The organism is Devosia aquimaris (genome assembly GCF_020169335.1).
Classification (GTDB): domain Bacteria; phylum Pseudomonadota; class Alphaproteobacteria; order Rhizobiales; family Devosiaceae; genus Devosia; species Devosia aquimaris.
In genome coordinates, this window is sequence record NZ_JAIEZN010000001.1 from 69294 (window position 1) to 88388 (window position 19095).

Consider the following 19095-nt stretch of genomic DNA (forward strand, 5'->3'; position numbering starts at 1 on the left):
TCGGAAGGCTCAGCCGATCGTCGCCAGCTGACGATAACGTCCATTGGCGGCGATAAGCTGGTCGTGGGTTCCAGTCTCGACAATGCGGCCCGCTTCCATCACCACGATCTGGTCGGCATGGCGCACCGTCGACAGGCGATGCGCGATCGAAACGATCGTGCGATTGTGACGTGCGGCGAGCGCGGCGGAAAGGGCCTTCTCTGTCTGGGGGTCCAGCGCGCTGGTCGCTTCGTCGAGTAGCAGTACGCGCGGATTGCGCAGGATGGTCCGCGCCAGCGACAGCCGCTGGCGTTCTCCGCCCGAGAACTGGTAGCCGCGCTCGCCCACTTCCGTCGCAAGGCCCATGGGAAGGCTGGCGATCTTGTCGGTGAGCTGGGCCATGTCCAGCGCCTGGGCGATCTCGGTTGACGAGGCGTCCGGTTTGGCAAAGCGCAAATTGTCCTCGATGCTGGCGTTCAGCAGGAACGGGTCCTGCGTCACCACACCCAGGACGTGGGAGAGCGTCTCGAAGCTGAACTCTTTCAGATCAATGCCGTCCAGCGTCACGCGGCCGATATCGGGGTCATACAGTCGCGCCATGAGATACCCCAGGGTGCTCTTTCCCGAGCCCGTGCTGCCCACGATTGCCGTATGCGTGCCGGCCTTGATGAGCAGCGAGACATTGTCGACCGTCCAGCGTGCCGATGCCGGGTAGGAGAACGAAACATCCTTGAAGGCGATCTCCCCGCGGATGTCTGCGACGTCGATGGCAACAGGATCCTGAGGCTCCAGCAGGGTGGGCTTGGTGTCGAGATAGCTGAACACCCGGGTAAGCAGGGCGCGCGCCTTGCGCAATTCCACGCGGGCTTCAAACAGCTCGAGCATGGGCCAAAGCAATTGTTCCTGCAGCGCGATCAGGGCCACCAGGGTTCCGATCGACACACCAAACCCCTGGGCTAGCATAAGCCCCCCGATCAGGAAGGTGAGCGCCGGCAGGATGTCGAGCGCGAACATGATGATGGCGACTTCCCACTGGCCCGCAGTATGGGACCTGAGCTCGAGCCGTGCGACCTCTGACGAGGTCTTGCGGAACAGGCGCACCAGATGCCGCGCGCGTCCCATGGTGCGGGCAAGGATGAAGCCGCCCGCCGATAGGGACTCGGTGACCGTGGCCGACATGTCGGCGATGCGTTCCTGCTGCTGGAAGGTGATGCGCTCGCGCAGTCCCGCCACCCGGTTGTTGAGCCAGAGCAGCACGGGCATGAAGGCGAGCGAGGCCAGGGCCAGGCGCCAGTCCAGCAGGATCATCGCCACGATGGTCGTCAGCACCACGCTGACATTGCGCGCGACATCGGTCGCCGTATTGGTGAACAGCGACTGCAATCCGGCAACGTCGCTGGACAGGCGCGACTGCACCTCACCGGTTCGGGCGGTCGAGAAGAAGGCCAGCGACAGGGACTGCAGGTGCTCGTAGAGCCTGACCCGCAACTCGTGCATGATCTGCTGGCCGATATGGCTCGAGACATAGGCCTGCAGGACGCCTGCAACAGCCGCAAGCACCGCCACCCCGACAAGTCCGCCGCAGAGCCAGACCAGCAGGGTTGCGTCCTTGGATGGCAGCGCCTGATCGATGATGCTGCGCATCATGAAGGGCGCCGTGGCCCCGGCTATGCCGGCGACCACGATCAGCCCGAGAACGATCAGCAGGGCCTTCAGGTGCGGGCCGAACAGGGCCAGCACCCGCCGCCAGGGCGTGTGCTGCAGCGCCGCTGCGTCATAGTCCGCGAAATCGTCGAGATCATCCATGATCCGATCCTGCCGGTTGAATAGTGCTGCTCTGGCTAGCGGTTGCAGACTTGCGACCAAAGATCGACATCACCACGAAATAGAAGACGGGCACGAAGATCAGCGCGAAGACGGTTGCCGCGATCACCCCACCCAGCACGCCCGTACCGAGCGCTTTCTGGGTTTCCGCGCTGGCGCCATGGGCATGGACCAGCGGCATGACGCCCAATGCAAACGCAAGGGAGGTCATCACGATCGGTCGAATGCGCAGCCGCCCCGCCTCGACGATCGCGTCCCGCAGTGCCCAGCCCTCATGCAGTTTCGCCTTGGCGAACTCGACGATCAGGATGGCGTTCTTGGCTGATAGGCCAATCACGGTGATCAGGCCAACCTTGAAGAAGACGTCATTTGACTGGCCGCCCAATTGCACCGCAGCAACCGAGCCAATGATCCCCAGCGGCACCATCATCATCACCGACAGTGGCACGGTCCAGCTTTCATAGAGCGCGGCAAGGACAAGGAAAACGACAAGCATGGAGATGGCGATCAGCATCGGCATCTGCGCGCCGGACTGACGCTCCTGCAGGGATTCGCCGGTCCACTCGATGCCAAAGCCTTCCGGCAGCTGCTGGACCAGCCGCTCGACCTCGGCCATGGCATCGCCGCTGGCAACGCCGGGTGCGCCCTCGCCCTGCAGCGAATTGGCGAGATAGCCATTGTGCCGGGAGATCTGGCGGGGGGCGCTGTTCCATTTGGCCGTCACCACCTCGCCCAGCGCCACCATGCCGCCCTGGTTGTTGCGGACGAACAGCTTGAGAACATCGTCCACATTCATGCGATAGCGCGCGTCGGCCTGGACGATGACTTGCTGGAGCTTGCCGGCATTGGAGAAGTCGCCGACATAGCTCGAGGTAATGGCCGTGGCGAGCGTGTCGTTGATCGACTGGAAGGCGACGCCCAGGGCCTGCGCCTTGTTGCGATCGATCTCCAGCTCGACATTGGGACCATTGGGCAGGCTGTTCTGATACAGGCTCGACAGCTTGCTGGACTTCGCCGCCAGCGCGAGCAACTGATCCTGTGCCGCCATGAGCGCATCCAGGCCCTTGCCGCCGCGATCCTGCAACACGAAGCTGAAGCCCGACCCGCCGCCGAGCTCCTCGATCGGCGCGGGGAGCGAGACCATCACCGATCCTTCGGGGATATCCGACATGGCGGCCGTCATGGCCTCGACTTCTGCGCTGGCGGGCATTTCGGCGCGCTCTTTCCAGTCCTTGAGTGTCACAAAGGCCATGGCGGCGTTGCTGCCGGTGCCCATGAAGCTGAAGCCGTTGATGAGCAGGTTGTCCTGCGTGGCATCCCGCTTAAGAACCTCTGTGTTGAACAGGTCGGTCACCTTTGCCGTCCGCTCCTGGGTGGCATCGGCCGGCAGTGTGATGGAGACGGTGTAATTGCCCTGGTCTTCGTCGGGCATGAAGGCCGACGGGATCAGCGGGAACCAATAGGCGAGGGCCGCGATGAGCAGGATGTAGAGCGCCATCATCCGGCCGCCACGCCGCAGCAGGCCACCCACCGTCTTGCCATATCCGCGCGTGACCTTGTCCACACCCTTGTCGAAAAGGGCGAACGGCAGCCATTTCTGCCTGGAGTGGTCGACCGGCTTGAGCAGTGTGGCGCAAAGCGCCGGCGTCAGGGTCAGGGCGAGGAACGCCGAGAACAGGATCGAAACCGACATCGACAGTGTGAACTGGCGATAGATTGCGCCCACCGAGCCGCTGGCCAGGCCCATCGGAATGAAGACGGCAACCAGCACGGCCGTGATGCCGATCACGGCGCCGGTGATTTCCTTCATCGCCTTGCGCGTGGCGTCCCTGGGCGAAAGCCCCTCGGTGGCCATGATGCGTTCGACGTTTTCCACCACCACGATCGCATCGTCCACGATGATGCCGATGGCTAGCACCATGCCGAACATTGTGAGCACGTTGATCGAATAGCCCGCCAGCAGCATCACCGCGAATGTCCCGAGCAGGGCCACGGGTGCCACGACGGCCGGGATGATGGTGTAGCGCACGTTCTGCAGGAAGATGAACATGACCGCGAACACGAGCGCCATGGCCTCGAGCAGCGTGTAGATCACCTTCTCGATCGATACCTTGATGAAGGGCGAGGTGTCGAAGGGAAGGGCATAGCTCATGCCCTCGGGCATGGAGAGCTTGAGTTCGGCCAGGCGGGCCTTGACCGCGTCCGCGGTCGCCACGGCATTGGCGCCCGGCGATAGCTGGATAGCCGCACCGGTTGCCTGATTGCCGTTCTGCTGCATCGCAAAGCCGGTGGACTGTGCGCCGATCTCCACGCGCGCCACATCGCTCAGCAGCACCGACGCACCGTTACGCTCGCCCTTGATCACGATCTTGCCGAACTGCTCGGGCGTCGTCAGATCGCTCCGCACGGTCAGGGGCACGGTGATCGCCTGGCCCGGAACGGTTGGGCCTGCGCCAAGCTGGCCGGGTGCGATCTGCAGATTCTGTCCCTGAATGGCAGCCGTCACATCCGAAATGCTCAGGCTGAGCATTTCCAGCTTGAGCGGATCGACCCAGATGCGCATGGCCTTCTCGGTGCCGAAGGACTGCAACCGTCCCACGCCCTTGATGCGCTTGAGTTCGGGGACGATGTACTTGGCCAGATAATCTTCCAGGTCGAGCGCCGAGAACCGCTTGCCCTCTGAGGTCAGGGTGACAATGGCCAGAAAACCGGACGTTGCCGACTCCACGCTAAGGCCGCCCTGGCGGACCAGGGCCGGCAGCCGTGGTTCCACGCCCTTGAGCCGGTTTTGCACGTCGACCATGGCCAGCTCGGGATCGGTACCGGGTGCAAACGTCAGGTTCACGTTCGCGCCACCGGTGCTGTCCGCCGAGGAGCTGAAATAGAGAAGGTTCTTCACGCCGGTGAGTTCGCGCTCGATCGGCACGACGACGCCTTCGTTGACCGTTTGCGCGGAGGCGCCGGGATAGGTTGCCGACACGCTGACGCTGGGCGGCGCGATGGATGGAAAGCGCGCCACCGGCAGCTGCGGAATGGCGATGACGCCGAAAAGGACAATGAACGCTGCAACCACCCATGCGAAGACAGGGCGATCGATGAAGAACTGGGGCATTTGGTTCGCCTGAAATCTATGGGGTTGCGACGGGGGCGGTGGATTGTGGGGCGACAGCTGCGGGGGCGGCGCCGAACGCGACTGCCCTGACGGGGCCGCCGGCGGATAGCTTGTCCTGGCCCTCGACGACGACCTTGTCGTTGGCCTTGAGGCCCTCTGTCACGATGTAGCGACCTTCGACCAGTTCACCCAGGGCGATGCTGGTCGGGGTCGCCATGCCATCGGCGTTCACGACAAAGACGCTGGGCGCGCCAAGGGTGTCGCGCACCACGGCCTGCTGGGGAATGCTGATCGCGTCCGGATAGGTGCCACGCGGAACCCGCGCCCGCACATACATGCCCGGCAGCAGCCGGCGATCGGCATTGTCCGCCTCGGCGCGCAAACGCACATTGCCCGTCCCCTCGTCGACACTGATGTCCGAGAAGAGAGCCTTGGCCGAAATCACGTCATCGGTGCCTTCGCCGGCCAGGATTTCGATGGGAATTGTCCCCGCCTCCTTGAGGCCGCCGCTCCTGGCCAGGTTGCGGAGGTGCTCGAGTCGCGACGCCGGTTGGCGGATGTCGATATGCACGCGACCGATCTGCTGGATTGTCGCGAGGGTGTTCGTGCTGGTGGCCTCGGCAAGCGTGCCTTCCCCAACAGTGACGGCGCCGATCTGTCCATCGAGCGGCGCCCTGATTGTCGCAAGGTCAAGTGAAAGCTTGGCCTTCTTGAGGGCCGCTTCTGCTTGCGCAACATCTGCAGCCGACTGGGCGCGCTGGGAATTGGCCAGGCCAAAGGCCTGATCGCTGATGTTGTTGCTGGCCCGCAGCGCATCGGCGCGCTCGAACTCGGCGGTTGCCTGCGCCAGCACAGCCTCGGCCTTCTGCAGGGTTGCTGCTGCGCTGGCCACGTCGGCATTGTAGCTGGTCGCATCGAGCTCAAACAGCGGCTGGCCCTTTTTGACCTCGCTGCCTTCTTCAAAGAGCCGCGTGACGATGAGCCCGCTCACTTGCGCACGCACACCGGCCGTGCGGAAGGCCGAGACGCGCGCGGGCAATTCATCCCACACGATGATGGATGCGGGCGATACCTCGATTGTGGAGACAAGCGGAGGCTCTGCAGCGGGCGCTTCGCTTGGCTGCTGCTGCGAATTCGAGCAGGCGGCGAGGGCCGTCATCAGGAGAATTGCCGGCACGAGGAGGGGCCTGGTGAAAAGCATGGTGTCGCTCTGGAACGGAGGAATCGGTGATCAGCGCGGAACGGGGGCGGAGGGGGAGCCACCCAGAACGCGGAAAATCTGGACTTCGGTGACCAACTGGTCCAACCGGTTGGCGGCCAGCGCGCGCATGGCGCTACGGCTGCGCTCCTGCGCATCGAGCCAGACCCGCAAGGCAACTGAGCCGGCCCGATAGCGCTCTTCGGTCAGCCGTTCGGCTGACTGCGCCGCCTCAAGGGCTGCGCGCAGACGATGTGACTTCTGGCTGAGCGTGATGCGCGCATTGAGCGCGGTGCTCGTGTCGCTGAACGCGGTCAGCAGGGCGCCCCGGAATTCGGAGACGGCGATCTGGTAGTCGACCTCCGAAACCTTCACCCGCAACTCCCCGTCGCGGAAGTTCAGGAAGGGCAGGACCAGCCCAGCGCCAAGCGTCGCAATTGGATTGGCAAGGATCTGCAGAAGGTCCGAACTGGCCGCGCCAAGATTGCCGGTCAGCGTGACCTGGGGATAAAGGCTGGCCCGGGTGCTGTCGACGTTGCGGAGTGTCGCCCGCAGCCGCAGTTCGGCCGCCCGCAAGTCCGGGCGACGGGCGAGCAGTTCAGCCGGCAGCCCCGCCGTGATGCGCACCGGTGTTCGTGCCGGCAGCCGCTGTGGCTCGGCCACCGGGTTGGCAACACCATTGAGCAGCACGCCCAGCGCATTGCGAAGAACCACGCGGTTCTGCTCCAGATCCGACAGCGCTGCAGCCTGGCTCTCGACCGTCTGGCGCACTTCCGCCAGTTCAAGCTCCGTGGCGGCACCAGCTGCGGCCTGGCTCTTGACCAGGTCCTCCACCTGGCGGGCCACTTCGAGGGAGGCGCGGGCAGTGGCCAGGTCCTGGTTGGTATAGGCGAGGCGCCAGTAGGTCTCGATCGTCGCGGCAATAACGGTCGTCCGCGCCGCTTCCACATCCTCTGCCGAGGCAGCCGCCTGCAGCGCGGCGATATCCTGCGCCCCGGCCAGTCGGCCCCACAGGTCCAATTCATAGGACGCGCCCAGCGCCAGGTTGAAACTATTGGTGTTTCCGCCGGGCCCGGACACTGGCGTGGCGCTCTGCGCATTGCCCGAGCCGTTGACGATCGGCATCCGCGCCACGCCGGCGATCTCTGCCTGCAACAGCGCCTTGCGCACGCGGAGATTGGCCGCAAACAAGTCGTTGTTATTGGCCAGAACCGTCTCGACCAGCTGGTCGAGGCGGCTGTCGCCGAAACTGCGCCACCACTGCACGGCGCTTGCCGGATTTGATACGCCGGCGGCGTCCTTCCAGACGGGCGCGCCGGGCAACGCCGGCCGCACATATTGTGTCGTCAAACTTGTGCAACCGGCAAGGAAAAGGGCCGGCAAGAGCACCGCAATGCGGAGAGACTGCATGACTGATTGTACCAGATGATCATCAACACGACCGGCATCCGGCCCGCGTGGAGATCATCAGGAGAGTGTGCAGCGATGATCGAGAAAGTGTGCAGATTGGGTGCAGACGCCAGGCCGACCGCCCGCTTGGCGCTGCGGACCGACCTTGGTGCTCAGGCCAGCGGGCCCTGCTGCCATTCACGCTTCAGAATGGCGTATTGCATGGTGTTTTCGAACATTGGCTGGCCATTGGCGTCCGTGCCGAAACTGACGAACTCCATGAACAGGCCCTCCTTGCGCATCCCCAGCTTCTCGCACAGCCGTTGGGAAGGCCTGTTGTGGTCCTCGACATAGGCATAGAGCCGCCTGGCCTGCATCTGGTCAAACAGATGCTGGAACAGGGCGCGCGCCGCTTCGAAGGCGTAGCCTTTGCCGGCATGGTCGGGGTGAAAATTCCAGCCAACCGAGAATGTGTCGTCCTCCCTGTGTGCAAACAGGTCGCCGATCAGCAGGTCACTGTCCTTTAGCGCGACGGCAATGCTAGCCTCGTCAGTGCTGCGCTTGGCCACCTCTGCGCGAGCGGCGGCCATATCCGGCAGCGCGAGGTCAAAAAAGCAGCTCGCGCTGGGGGTATGCAGACAGGCGAACAGTCCAGCGGCATCGCTTGTCTGGAAGTTCCGCAGCACAAGCCGCTCGGTTGCAATGGCGTACATGGGACCTCGGCACAAATTCGCGCGTGCCTTCCCCTAGTCCAGTTGCGGGCATTGTCAACGCCTGCCGCTTGCCTTGAACCACGCCCCGATTGCTGGCGCAGCCGGTCTCACATCAAGGCGCTGCGGATGGTTTCCAGCGGGGTTTCGTGGAATGTCTGCGCATAATAGGCGGCAAAACGCCCAAGGTGGAAAAAGCCGTTTTCCATGGCGATCTGGGCAACGCTCTTGGGTGAGTCTGTCGCGCGGGTCAGCGCGCGGCGGGCGCGATCAAGGCGTCGCTGGCGCAACCAGACGGCGGTGCTGATGCCGGTGCTCTGGACAAAGGCATCGCGCAGAACATGGTCGGGGATGCCCAGTTCGGCCGCCAGCCCGGCAACGGTCATGGTCCCGTCGACATCGGCATCCAGCCGACGCTGTGCCCGCAGGAAGACGCTATAGGCATAGCTGCTGCGCAGCTTGGCCGTCGAATGGCCGGGGGCGACCAGGTGCACGAGCTCGGACAACTTGTCCAGGATCATCCCGGGCAGCACCTTTTCCATCTCGCCGGGAGCCTGCCGCGTTGCGTCCGGCGCTGACGCCAGGATGGATGACAACCAGCGGCGCAACTCGACGCCATTGGCCTGGTCGGCGACACTCGCAATCGGCCCCATGCTGGCGCGATCATAGGCGGGCACGGCCTTTTCATCGACGACGATATAGTACGACCGCTCGGTGCCTTCGGTGACCAGGTTGATCTCGTTGCCACCCTGGTGGATGAAGCCGACCGGTGCGTGGCGGGCGCCATTGATCAGGCAGTGCTTGGCGTCTGCAGCCGGCACGATCAGCGCAATCTTGCCAACAGGCGGCGCCGTGGTCTGCGCCACAGCCAGGTTGAGCCGCTCTTCGCCAACCAGCACGCCGCCGAAGTCGAGAATGGTGGTCGAGCCCTGGAACTTGCCGCCGGCAAGCTGGGTGTAGCGCTGGCTCCAGCCGCGCAGGCCGTTTTCCTGCTCCGCAGCGTCCAGATAGCTCCTGACAACAAACTCGCAAGTTGACGCCACGGCCGACCTCCTGAGCGTGGAGGTGTATCGCTCGACTATAGAAAGGGCAATTGGAATCTATGCTCAAATAGTAGGCAAACTCAGTTCGGAAATCGGATTTCCGACCCGGCCCACGCCTGATTAGGTCCCTCGACGCCTTTGATGGAGACCTGAATGGCAAAGAAAATTGCTGCTTCGTTTGGCCTGCTTTGCGCCCTCGCAGGTGCCTTTGCACCCGTGGGTGTGTTTGCGCAGGAAGATGAGTTCGTCCCGGAGACCTTGACGGCCAAGGCGGAAATGGATCCCGGTCCCAATGTCTTCGTCAGCGTGCAGAACTGGGGTGGCGGCCCGAGCGTTGCTGTCATCTTCAGCGCTGATGACCTGCACCGCAAAGGCAGCGTCAGCGGTGGCTCGCAGAGCCACTTCACCCTCTCGGCCGATGGCAAGACGGCCTATATGGCCTCCGGCTACTACCCTCGCTACGACTCCGGCGAGGGCGAGCATGTCCTGCAGGTGTTCGATGTCGCGACCAATGCGCTCACCAAGGAAATCCTGCTGCCCTACAAGCTGGCGCAATATACCGACGACCTGTCGCTGCTGCAGCTGAGCGCAGACGAGAAATTCGCCTTCATCCAGAACGCCACCCCGGCAACATCTGTGACAGTGGTGGATCTGACGACCGGCGAAGTCGCCCAGGAAGTCCCGTCTCCCGGCTGCTTCGGCATCTATCCCATGCGCAGCGCCCTGGGCTTTTCGGCCATCTGCAACGATGGCGCCTTCACCACCTATACGCTCAGCGAGGATGGCAAGACCTTCCAGAGCCAGAAGAGCGAGACCATCTTTGATCCGGACGCCGACCCCATCTATCTCAGCGCCGACCGGGCCGATGGTGATCTGCTGTTCATCTCCTACCACGCCAATGTCTACCGCCTGTCCGACACCGATGGCGTGATCACCAAGGTCAGCGTCACCCCGATCGCTGAAGGTGTGGACGGCAACTGGGGCACCAGCGGCTACACCGTGGTCAGCTACAATGATGCCAACGGCGTGCTGTTCGTTCCCATGCACTCCGAGCACCACGACGGCAGCCACTATCACGGGTCCGAGGAAGTCTGGGCCTATGACCTGAAGAAAAACGAGCTGCTCTATCGTTCCCCGCTGGCCGATCTGGTGGCCATCCAGGTGACCGATGGCGAAGACCCCGAGCTCTATGGCTTCAGCCTCAAGGACGGCAAGGTCTACAAATACGACGTCGATCCCACCGCCCGTTTTGCCGCCAAGAAAGTGGCCGAACATGCTGTGGAAGGCTTCGCAACCACGCTGCTGGTGTCGCCATGACGCCGGTCAGCCTGGCCTCCATGCTCTCGGCGACGGTGACGGTGTTCATGTGCCTGCTCTTTGCTCGCGCAGCCTGGCACAAGCTCTCTGAATTTACCGAGTTCACCGGTTTCGTTGCCGACTACCAGCTGTTCCCCTCCGCCCTCGTCGTGCCGGCCTCAATGGCCGTTGTCGGAGCCGAAATCCTGGTTGTGCTGCTCCAGCTTGTCCCGGGGTTTCAGGCCTGGGGACTGGTCCTGGCCATCACGATGCTCTGCCTCTACGCCGCTGGCATGGCCATCAACATCATGCGCGGTCGCACCAGTATCGAGTGCGGCTGCGGGGGAGCGGTGCAGCCGCTCTCCTGGTCGCTCGTGGGGCGCAATGGCGTGCTGGTTGCGATGGCCGCCGCCGCTGTTGCCGCCGGGTCCTACAGCCTTGATGCCGCCAGCGCGGTGGCCGCTCTGGCCTGCGGCTTCACCCTGTGGACTGGCTTCGTCCTGGCCGAGCAGATCCTGGCCAACGCATCCATCGCCCGACTGACGCGCTAGGCGCACATCCAAGAAGGATACTGATCATGAATGTTCTGATTTTCGCGGTGGCTGCCCTGTTTGCCATGGTCATAGCCCTGTCGGTCGGCCTGTTCGCGCTTGCCCGCCAGATCGGCGTGCTGTTCGAACGGGTGTCTCCGATGGGGGCCCTGGTCAACGATTCCGGCCCCGAGGTTGGCCAGCAGACGCCCCTGTTCAACCTGCCCAGCCTCACCGGCGGCTCGGTGGCTCTCGGCCCCAAGCCGGGCCGCTCGACGCTGGTCTTCTTCCTCTCGCCCACCTGCCCGGTGTGCAAGAAGCTGCTGCCCGTCATCAGTTCGGTGCGCAAGGCCGAAGGGCGCTGGCTTGATGTCGTCCTGGCCAGCGATGGGCAGAAGGCGCAGCACGAGCGCTTCATCGAAAGCGCAAAGCTCTCTGACTACCCCTATGTGGTGTCCACCGAGCTGGGGCTGGCCTATCGCGTTGCCCGCCTTCCCTATGCGGTGCTGATGGACGAGCACGGCGTCATTCGCGCCAAGGGGCTGATCAACACCCGCGAGCAGTTCGACAGCCTGTTCAACGCCTTCGACATGAAGGTCCCCTCGATCCAGACCTATCTGGACGCACAGCACGCTGTTCAGCACTGACCCGCTTTCGACGGGCATCCGTCTGCCCGTCACTCAACCTTTCAGCATCGGAGATGCCCTATGGCCAAAATGATCGACATGCTCCTTGAATGGATGGACACCGCTGCCGAGGACCGCGCCCGCGGCATTGCCAAGACCTCGGGTCGCCGCAGCTTCCTGCAGAAGGCCGGCCTTGCCCTGGTGGGCGGTGTCGTACTGCCCATGTTGCCCTATGACAATTCGAACGGGCAGGCCTTTGCCCGTGGGCTCGGTGAGCCCGACGAACTGCCCGAGGATTGCGAATACTGGCGCTATTGCTCGCTGCATGGCTCGCTGTGTAGCCAGTGCGGCGGCTCGGTGACCCAGTGTCCGCCCGGATCGACACCGTCGAAGGTCGCCTGGGTCGGCACTTGCCGCAATCCCAACGACGACAAGGACTATCTCGTCTCCTACAACGATTGCTGCGGCAAGGGCGGCGGCTGCGGCGACGGCTGTTCGCGCCAGGAAGGCGATCGTCCGGGTTACCGCTATGGCCTGGCCAGCGAATCCAGCTGGTGCCTGGCCAACACGGACCGCGGCATTCACTGCACCGTTGCCATCGTGGTCGGGCTGGCGGAATGAGGCTGTCCGTTTGTCTGTCGCTCATTGCCTTGGCGCCGCTCTTCGCGGCGCCAAGCGCAGCCGACGAGGTGGGTGAGCAATTGTTCGTTGATTCCTGCAGCGGCTGCCACCAGCTGGGCGGCATCGGGCAGCCCGGCTTGGCCCCGCCATTGGTCGATCCGGCGCTCTGGAATGGTCTGGGCGACAAGGCGCCGGATTACCTGCTCGGGGTGGTGTTCGGCGGTCTCACCGGCAAGATTTCGGCCCAGGGGCAGGACTATATCGGCCTGGCCATGCCGCCGCAGGATTGGATGAGTGACGAGGAAGTTGAGGCTGTAGCGCGCTATGTGCTGCAGGACCTCAACGGCATCGATCTCGCCCCCACTGCGGCGCAGATCGCGGCGACCCGTGCCTCCCATCCCTCCCATCAGGCCTTGCGGGCCCAGCGCAAGGAGGCGTTGAATTGAAGATTCTGACGACTCTGGCGATCGTTCTCCTTGCGGCGCTGCCGGCCCATGCTGCCGAACGTGGCGCCAAGGTCAACTTCGTCCTCAAATGCGCCGGCTGCCACCTCAATGATGGTACCGGCATGCCGGCCTCTGGCATCCCCGATTTTGTCGGCAAGGTTGGTGTCTTTGCTGCGGTTCCGGAAGGGCGTGCTTACCTGCTGCACGTGCCGGGCGTGATTGGCTCAAGCCTTTCAGACGCGCAAATCGCCGATGTTCTCAACTACATCATGGACACCTGGGCGGGTGAGTCTTTGCCCGCCGACTATGTGCCCTTCGATGCTGCCGAAGTGCGCGATCTGCGCCTGCAGGACATCGGCAATGCCGTCAAATATCGCCGCGTCGTCGTCGAAAAACTCGAGGCCATGGGGCTTTCGGCAGCCGACTATCCCTGGCCCTAGGGGGCTGGCTAGCCATCACCAAGATTGAGCGCTGTTGGCCCGTGGTTCCGGGGCCGGCGGCGCTCAAACCATTTGGCGCCTCGCCCGCCAATGCCGCGCCAGTCGCAAGCATCGCTCCGGGCGGCCGGTGCCGCACGGCACCCCATCCCCGGCCGCACAGATTTCGCTCGCTGAGCACAAGGCCGCACGCTCCCAATGCACGCAATAGGCTCGTGAATGGAACGCGGGCACGGCAACCGCAAATCCCTGCCGCAACGGCATCCAGCGTCAAGGCGCACGACGTCACCGCAGAGCGAATACTTTAAGCAATTTCAGGAATTTGAATGGTGCTGCCGGACAGGATTGAACTGTCGGCCTCCCCCTTACCAAGGGGGTGCTCTACCACTGAGCTACGGCAGCATCTGTTGCGCGGCTGGTGTGCTCGGCGCGACGGGGGCTCTACTGCCATAGGGTCTGGCTCGACGCAAGGCCAAAAAACGCCTATCACCGCATCAACGCACAACGCGATTCCAAATCGAGCATGAGCAAAACCGAACAATCGGCCCAACGCGAGCAAAGATTGGCCGCAAAGCTGAGGGAGAACCTCAAGCGCCGCAAGGGCCAGCTCAAGGCTCGTGCCGGCGCGGAGCAACAGGCCCCTGTGCTTCCGATCACTCCCGAGACGGTCACGGTCAAGAAACCGTAAACCAGTTTCGGGCGACACTGAACTTCCAACGCTGAGAGCGGCGAGTCTGGCTTACGTGGCAACTAGGACTTGGCCTACCTCCATCCCCAGGTAGCAAGGGCACAAGCCCGCCATATAGGACGACAAGACTATGGATCGCATCCGTTTGATCGGTGGCAATCAGCTCATCGGTGACATTCCCATCTCCGGCGCCAAGAATGCGGCGCTGCCGCTGATGATCGCCTCGCTGCTCAGTGACGAGCCGCTGGTGCTGCAGAACGTGCCGCGCCTGGCCGACGTCAAGCAGCTCGAGCGCATCCTCGAGAATCACGGCGTCGACATTGCCGTGCATGGGCGCCGCCGCGGCGAAGACGAGCTGGTTGGCCAGCGCATGACCTTCCATGCCGCCGATATCGTCGACACCACCGCCCCCTATGATCTGGTGTCCAAGATGCGCGCCAGCTTCTGGGTTATTGGCCCGCTGCTGGCCCGCTGCCACGAGGCCCGCGTGTCGCTGCCCGGCGGCTGCGCCATCGGCACCCGTCCGGTGGACCTGTTCCTGTTCGGCCTCAAGGCGCTGGGTGCCGAGATCGACATCGATGAGGGATATGTTGTGGCCAAGGCGCCCAAGGGTGGCCTCGTTGGCGCGCATATCGCTTTCCCCAAGGTCTCGGTCGGCGCCACCCACACCATCCTGATGGCCGCGACCCTCGCCAAGGGCACCACGGTCATCGAAAACGCCGCCCAGGAACCCGAGATCACCAATGTCGCCGAGTGCCTGGTGGCCATGGGCGCCAGGATCTCCGGCATTGGCACGCGCACACTGACGGTGGAGGGCGTCGAGCGCCTGCATGGCGCCACGGTGGACGTGATTCCCGACCGCATCGAAACCGGCACCTTCGCCATGGCTGCGGCCATGACCGGCGGCAATGTGCTGCTCAAGGGCGCCCGGCCCGAGCATCTGCAGGCGGCGCTCGACGTGCTGGCCCGCACCGGCGCAACGCTGACGGTGGAAGCTGGCGGCCTGCGCGTGCAGCGGCATGACACGGCCATCGCGCCGGTCGATGTCGAGACCGAACCCTTCCCGGGTTTCCCCACCGATTTGCAGGCCCAGTTCATGGCCCTGATGACCATGTCGAGTGGCACCAGCCGCATTCGCGAGACCATCTTCGAGAATCGCTACATGCATGTGGCCGAGCTGGCCCGCTTTGGCGCCGACATCACCGTCGATGGCCAGGTGGCCACCGTGCGCGGCAAGTCCAAACTCAAGGGCGCCCAGGTCATGGCAACCGATCTGCGCGCCTCGGTATCGCTGGTCATTGCCGGCCTCGCCGCCCAGGGCGAGACCGTGGTCAACCGCATCTATCACCTTGATCGTGGCTTCGAAGGCCTCGAGGACAAGCTGAGCCGCTGCGGCGCCGAAATCGAACGCGTCGCGGGCTGATCTCCGGCGCATTCTCAATCCAGACGTCGAGCGGCCCCGCACATGCCTGTGCGGGGCCGCTTTCTTTCGCTGCATGAACCTTCGCTCAGTCCAGCGTCTGCCGGTAGCGCAGCATGGCCAGTAGCGCGAACACCGCCGTGATGATGGCCAGCGCCTGGAACTGGCCCAGCACATCGGCGCTGTTGGCGCCCTTGAGCATCACCATGCGCACGAGGCGAATGAAATGGGTGGCCGGTACGCCCGTGCCCAGGGTCTGCGCCCAGCCCGGCATGCCCGCGAACGGAAACATGAAGCCCGAGAGCAGGATCGAGGGCAGGATGGTGAAAAAGCTCAGCTGCATCGCCTGCATCTGGCTGCGCGCCACGGTGGAGATGAGGAAGCCCAGCGCCAGATTGCCCAGGATGAAGAGGTTGAAGCCGATCAGGAAGGCCAGGAAACTGCCTTCGAACGGCACCGAGAACAGGACAAAGGCCGCCGCCAGGAACACCGCGGTCTGCACATAGCCCACCAGCACATAGGGCAGAATCTTGCCCGCCATTACCTCCAGTGGGCGCACGGGCGTGGCAATCAGCATTTCCATCGTGCCCCGCTCGCGCTCCTTGACGATCGCCACGGCTGTGATCATCACCATGGTCATCGACAGGATGATCGCCAGCAGGCCCGGCACGATATTGGTCGAGGTTTTGCCCTCGGGATTGAACGCGCGCTGCACGATGACATTGAACGGGGCAGGGGCGGTCGCCACGCTGCTGAGCGGCCCTGTGAGCGTCTGAGCCGAGGCCAGGGCGACGATGCCGTTCAATGCCGCGACGGGCCCGCCAATGGCTGCCGGGTCGGCCGCGTCGGCCGCCACCAGAATGTCCGGACGCAATCCGCGCACCACGTCCCGCTCGAAATCTTCGGGGATGACGACGACGAAATTGGCCGCGCCACGGCGCAGCGCTGCCTCGCCGGCATCCGGCCCATACACCACGCCGATGAAGTCGAAGTAGTCCGACTGCGCCATGCCCGCCAGCACGGCCCGCACCAGTGGCCCGTCATCGTGGACCTCCACCAGCGTGGGCAGATGGCGCGGATCGCTGTTGATGGCAAAGCCGAACAGCAGCAGCTGCACGATGGGCAGCCCGATCATCATGGCAAAGGTGACCCTGTCGCGCCGCATCTGGATGAATTCCTTCACCAGCACGGCGATGAAGCGGGCAGGCGAGAACCAGCTCATGCCGCGTCTCGGGCGAAATTGTCCTGCGCCCCGGCCATCAGATAGATGAAGGCCTCCTCAAGCCCGGCCGGTTGCAGGCTCCAGCGCTGCTGGCCGGTCTGTTCGAACTGCCGCACCGTTTCTGCCAAAGCCGACGCATCCACGCCCGACACATGCAGCGTGGCGCCGAAGCGCGCAATCTGGTCGACGCCGGGCTGTCCTGCCAGCGCCACTTCCAGCGCCGCCAGCTCCGGCCCCTCAGCGCGCCAGGTGGTCAGCCCGACGAGACGCGGAATGTCCGCCGCCGGGCCATCGATCAGCTTCTTGCCATAGGCGATATAGGTGATGAAATCGCACTGCACCGCCTCGTCCATGTAGTGGGTCGAGACCAGGATGGTGACGCCCTGCTTGCTCAGCCGCCGGATCTCGTCCCAGAAATCCCGCCGCGCCTTGGGGTCAACACCGGCTGTGGGCTCGTCCAGCAACAGCAGCTTGGGGTCGTGGATCAGGCAGGCCGCCAGGGCGAGGCGCTGCTTCCAGCCGCCCGACAGCGTGCCCGCCAACTGATTGGCCCGGTCGGCCAATCTCAGTTCTTCCAGCGCCTGGGTCACACGGGCGCGACGTTGGCGAACACCATACATGCGCGCTACGAAGTCCAGGTTCTCCCGGATGGAGAGGTCCTCGTAGAGGCTGAACCTCTGCGTCATGTAGCCAACCTGCTCCTTGATCTGGCTGGCCTGCCTGCGCACGTCAAAGCCCAGGCAGGTGCCGCTGCCCGCGTCGGGCAGCAGCAGGCCGCACAGCATGCGGATGGTCGTGGTCTTGCCCGAGCCATTGGGCCCGAGGAAGCCGTAGATGGCCCCGCGCGGCACGGTGATATCGAAAGTGTCGACCACCAGCTTGTCGCCAAATCGCTTGGTCATGCCCTGCACATCAATAACCGCACCACTGGTCATCGGGTCACCGTGACGGGCTGTCCCGGTAGCAACTGGCCGGGCGCGCTCAGCTCCGCCTCCACCAGATAGACAAGCCGCCCGCGTTCCTGGCGCGAATAGATCACTGGTGGCGTGGTCTGCGGCTCGGCCGCCAGGGTGGTGATCGTCGCCTCCAGCACCGCGCAGCCATCGCAGCTGACATGAACGCGCTGGCCGATCGCCAGGCTCGACCGGTCCGCCTCGGGCACGAAGAAGTGCGCCTTGATGGCCCCTGCCGGGCGGATCGAGAGCACGGGTGCGCCGTTGACCATCTCTCCTTCCTGAAAGAACAGCTTGTCCACCACGCCGCTGACCGGGGCCACGGTCTGGCGGTCTGCCAGAACAATGGCGGCGCCCTCGGCATCGGCGCGCGCCGCTGTCAGATTGGCCTCTGCCGCTACCTGCTGCGCCGATCGCGCCGGCAGCTCGGCCACACCCACCTGGGCGGAATATTGCGCGACTTGCGCCTGGGCGGCATTGACCGCTGCCCGGTCCTGCTCGACGCGCACCGCCGGCACCGCGCCGGCGGCCAGCAGCTTCTCGCTGCGCAAAAGATTGGCCTGCGCCAGGGCCAGGTCCGACTGCGCCTTGCTCAGCGCGGCGCGGATAACGTCGATTTCCTGCGTACGGCTGCCGGTTTCCAGATTGTCCAGGCTGGCCTGCGCAGAGGCTACGCGCGCCTGTGCCGCATCGCGCTGCGCCTTCTGTTGCCGGTCGTCGAGCGCAAACACCAGCTGTCCGGCGGTCACCGCATCGCCTTCGGCCACCGCGATATCGACAATCCGCCCGGGGCTGGCGGGTGCGACATAGACATAGTCGGCCTCCAGATAGCCCACGTATCCGGCTGGCGCAGTGGCGCCTCCGGGCAGCAGCGCCAGGATTGCGGCCAGGAGACCGGTCAGGAAGTCGCTCATGGTGTCACCGCGCTGATACCGTGGAAAAGGATATCGAGGTGGCTCTCCAGCAGGCGCGGCATGTCCAGCCCAGCCTCGCTGTCGACATCGAACAGGGCGAAGAGCGCGATATGCACCACCAGTGGCCCGATCACCGAGCGGATCGCCATTTCCGGGTCAATGGGGCGAAGATGACCAGCCGCAACGCCGCGGGCCAGCAGCGTCGCCAGTGCCGGCCGCACCTTGTCGATCACCTCGCGCCGATACATCGACGCAATCGCCGGGAAGCGCACCACTTCGCTGATCACCACCTTGGGGATGGCCAGCCGGGCCGGATCGCTGAGCTGCAGGCAGATGGTTGTCAGCAGCATGGTTATGGCGTCCCTGGGGTCCCCGTCAAAATGCGCCAGGCGGTTCACCGCCTCATCGGCAATGGGCGCCAGCGCCCGCCGCACGATGCCTTCAAGCAGAGCCTCCTTGGATGGGAAGTAGAGATAGACCAGACCCTTGGAAACGCCGGCCTGCCGCGCGATCTCCTCGACCTTGGCGGCCGCAAAGCCCTTTTCCACGAACACTGCCAGCGCAGCATCGAGGACCTCGTCGGGACGGGCTTCTGCGCGGCGGCGGAATTTCTTGGTGGTCTCGGTCATGGTGGTCTCCAGTCCCTTTCACTAATAAATGACTGGTCAGTCATTAGCAAGGTTGTGC

The 19095-nt window shown here is 64.2% G+C and carries 18 protein-coding genes and 1 tRNA gene; 8 read left to right on the forward strand and 11 right to left on the reverse strand.

Going from position 1 to position 19095, the window contains the following annotated elements:
• Positions 1 to 9: 9 nt before the first annotated feature.
• The 6 genes from K1177_RS00350 to K1177_RS18465 all read right to left on the reverse strand — a co-directional run bounded on the left by K1177_RS00350 (position 10) and on the right by K1177_RS18465 (position 9255).
• A complete protein-coding gene (locus tag K1177_RS00350) occupies positions 10 to 1785 on the reverse strand; it encodes an ABC transporter ATP-binding protein (protein WP_224701151.1) in 1776 nt (591 codons plus the stop codon).
• Complete coding sequence (locus K1177_RS00355) at positions 1778 to 4915, reverse strand: multidrug efflux RND transporter permease subunit (RefSeq protein ID WP_224701153.1); 3138 nt, start codon at positions 4913 to 4915, stop codon at positions 1778 to 1780. The genes K1177_RS00350 and K1177_RS00355 overlap by 8 nt, the downstream gene beginning before the upstream one ends.
• A gap of 16 nt (positions 4916 to 4931) precedes the next feature.
• Positions 4932 to 6116, reverse strand: coding sequence for an efflux RND transporter periplasmic adaptor subunit (locus K1177_RS00360; protein ID WP_224701154.1), 1185 nt, complete (start codon positions 6114 to 6116; stop codon positions 4932 to 4934).
• A gap of 30 nt (positions 6117 to 6146) precedes the next feature.
• Entirely contained in the window at positions 6147 to 7523 is a 1377-nt protein-coding gene (locus K1177_RS00365; protein ID WP_224701157.1) for an efflux transporter outer membrane subunit, read from the reverse strand.
• A 152-nt stretch (positions 7524 to 7675) separates the two neighbouring features.
• A complete protein-coding gene (locus K1177_RS00370; protein ID WP_224701159.1) occupies positions 7676 to 8215 on the reverse strand; it encodes a GNAT family N-acetyltransferase in 540 nt (179 codons plus the stop codon).
• A 107-nt stretch (positions 8216 to 8322) separates the two neighbouring features.
• Positions 8323 to 9255 (reverse strand): helix-turn-helix domain-containing protein, encoded by a 933-nt coding sequence (locus K1177_RS18465; RefSeq protein WP_224701161.1) that lies wholly within the window; start codon positions 9253 to 9255, stop codon positions 8323 to 8325.
• Positions 9256 to 9408: 153 nt separating this feature from the next.
• On the opposite strand from K1177_RS18465, the gene K1177_RS00380 reads away from it, so the two are divergent.
• From K1177_RS00380 to K1177_RS00405, 6 genes are read left to right on the forward strand one after another with little or no spacing between them, the layout of a single operon-like run.
• The gene (locus K1177_RS00380; RefSeq protein ID WP_224701163.1) at positions 9409 to 10572 is read left to right on the forward strand and encodes an amine dehydrogenase large subunit; all 1164 of its coding nucleotides are present in this window, start codon (positions 9409 to 9411) and stop codon (positions 10570 to 10572) included.
• A complete protein-coding gene (locus tag K1177_RS00385) occupies positions 10569 to 11102 on the forward strand; it encodes a MauE/DoxX family redox-associated membrane protein (RefSeq protein ID WP_224701165.1) in 534 nt (177 codons plus the stop codon). The genes K1177_RS00380 and K1177_RS00385 overlap by 4 nt, the downstream gene beginning before the upstream one ends.
• A gap of 26 nt (positions 11103 to 11128) precedes the next feature.
• Positions 11129 to 11728 (forward strand): methylamine dehydrogenase accessory protein MauD, encoded by a 600-nt coding sequence (gene mauD, locus K1177_RS00390; protein WP_224701167.1) that lies wholly within the window; start codon positions 11129 to 11131, stop codon positions 11726 to 11728.
• A gap of 60 nt (positions 11729 to 11788) precedes the next feature.
• Positions 11789 to 12328, forward strand: coding sequence for a methylamine dehydrogenase light chain (locus K1177_RS00395; RefSeq protein ID WP_224701169.1), 540 nt, complete (start codon positions 11789 to 11791; stop codon positions 12326 to 12328).
• Positions 12325 to 12774, forward strand: coding sequence for a c-type cytochrome (locus K1177_RS00400; protein ID WP_224701171.1), 450 nt, complete (start codon positions 12325 to 12327; stop codon positions 12772 to 12774). The genes K1177_RS00395 and K1177_RS00400 overlap by 4 nt, the downstream gene beginning before the upstream one ends.
• Entirely contained in the window at positions 12771 to 13214 is a 444-nt protein-coding gene (locus K1177_RS00405) for a c-type cytochrome (protein ID WP_224701172.1), read from the forward strand. Before K1177_RS00400 ends, K1177_RS00405 begins: the two co-directional genes overlap by 4 nt.
• A gap of 324 nt (positions 13215 to 13538) precedes the next feature.
• Here the strand turns inward: K1177_RS00405 and K1177_RS00410 are convergent.
• Positions 13539 to 13613, reverse strand: a tRNA-Thr gene (locus K1177_RS00410).
• A gap of 121 nt (positions 13614 to 13734) precedes the next feature.
• Between K1177_RS00410 and K1177_RS00415 the strand changes: the two genes are divergently transcribed.
• Together K1177_RS00415 and murA are read left to right on the forward strand one after the other, a co-directional pair.
• Positions 13735 to 13899 carry a hypothetical protein gene (locus K1177_RS00415; RefSeq protein WP_224701173.1) on the forward strand — a complete coding sequence of 55 codons (165 nt, stop codon included), beginning with the start codon at positions 13735 to 13737 and terminating at the stop codon, positions 13897 to 13899.
• A gap of 130 nt (positions 13900 to 14029) precedes the next feature.
• Complete coding sequence (gene murA, locus K1177_RS00420) at positions 14030 to 15322, forward strand: UDP-N-acetylglucosamine 1-carboxyvinyltransferase (protein ID WP_224701174.1); 1293 nt, start codon at positions 14030 to 14032, stop codon at positions 15320 to 15322.
• Positions 15323 to 15407: 85 nt separating this feature from the next.
• Here murA and K1177_RS00425 read toward each other — a convergent pair whose 3' ends face one another.
• The 4 genes from K1177_RS00425 to K1177_RS00440 are packed head-to-tail and all read right to left on the reverse strand — an operon-like array spanning position 15408 to position 19037.
• Positions 15408 to 16541 (reverse strand): ABC transporter permease, encoded by a 1134-nt coding sequence (locus K1177_RS00425; RefSeq protein ID WP_224701175.1) that lies wholly within the window; start codon positions 16539 to 16541, stop codon positions 15408 to 15410.
• A complete protein-coding gene (locus K1177_RS00430) occupies positions 16538 to 17443 on the reverse strand; it encodes an ABC transporter ATP-binding protein (protein ID WP_224701176.1) in 906 nt (301 codons plus the stop codon). Before K1177_RS00430 ends, K1177_RS00425 begins: the two co-directional genes overlap by 4 nt.
• 29 nt (positions 17444 to 17472) lie before the next feature.
• Positions 17473 to 18408 carry an HlyD family secretion protein gene (locus K1177_RS00435; protein WP_224701177.1) on the reverse strand — a complete coding sequence of 312 codons (936 nt, stop codon included), beginning with the start codon at positions 18406 to 18408 and terminating at the stop codon, positions 17473 to 17475.
• The gene (locus tag K1177_RS00440) at positions 18405 to 19037 is read right to left on the reverse strand and encodes a TetR/AcrR family transcriptional regulator (protein ID WP_224701179.1); all 633 of its coding nucleotides are present in this window, start codon (positions 19035 to 19037) and stop codon (positions 18405 to 18407) included. The genes K1177_RS00435 and K1177_RS00440 overlap by 4 nt, the downstream gene beginning before the upstream one ends.
• Positions 19038 to 19095: the final 58 nt, after the last annotated feature.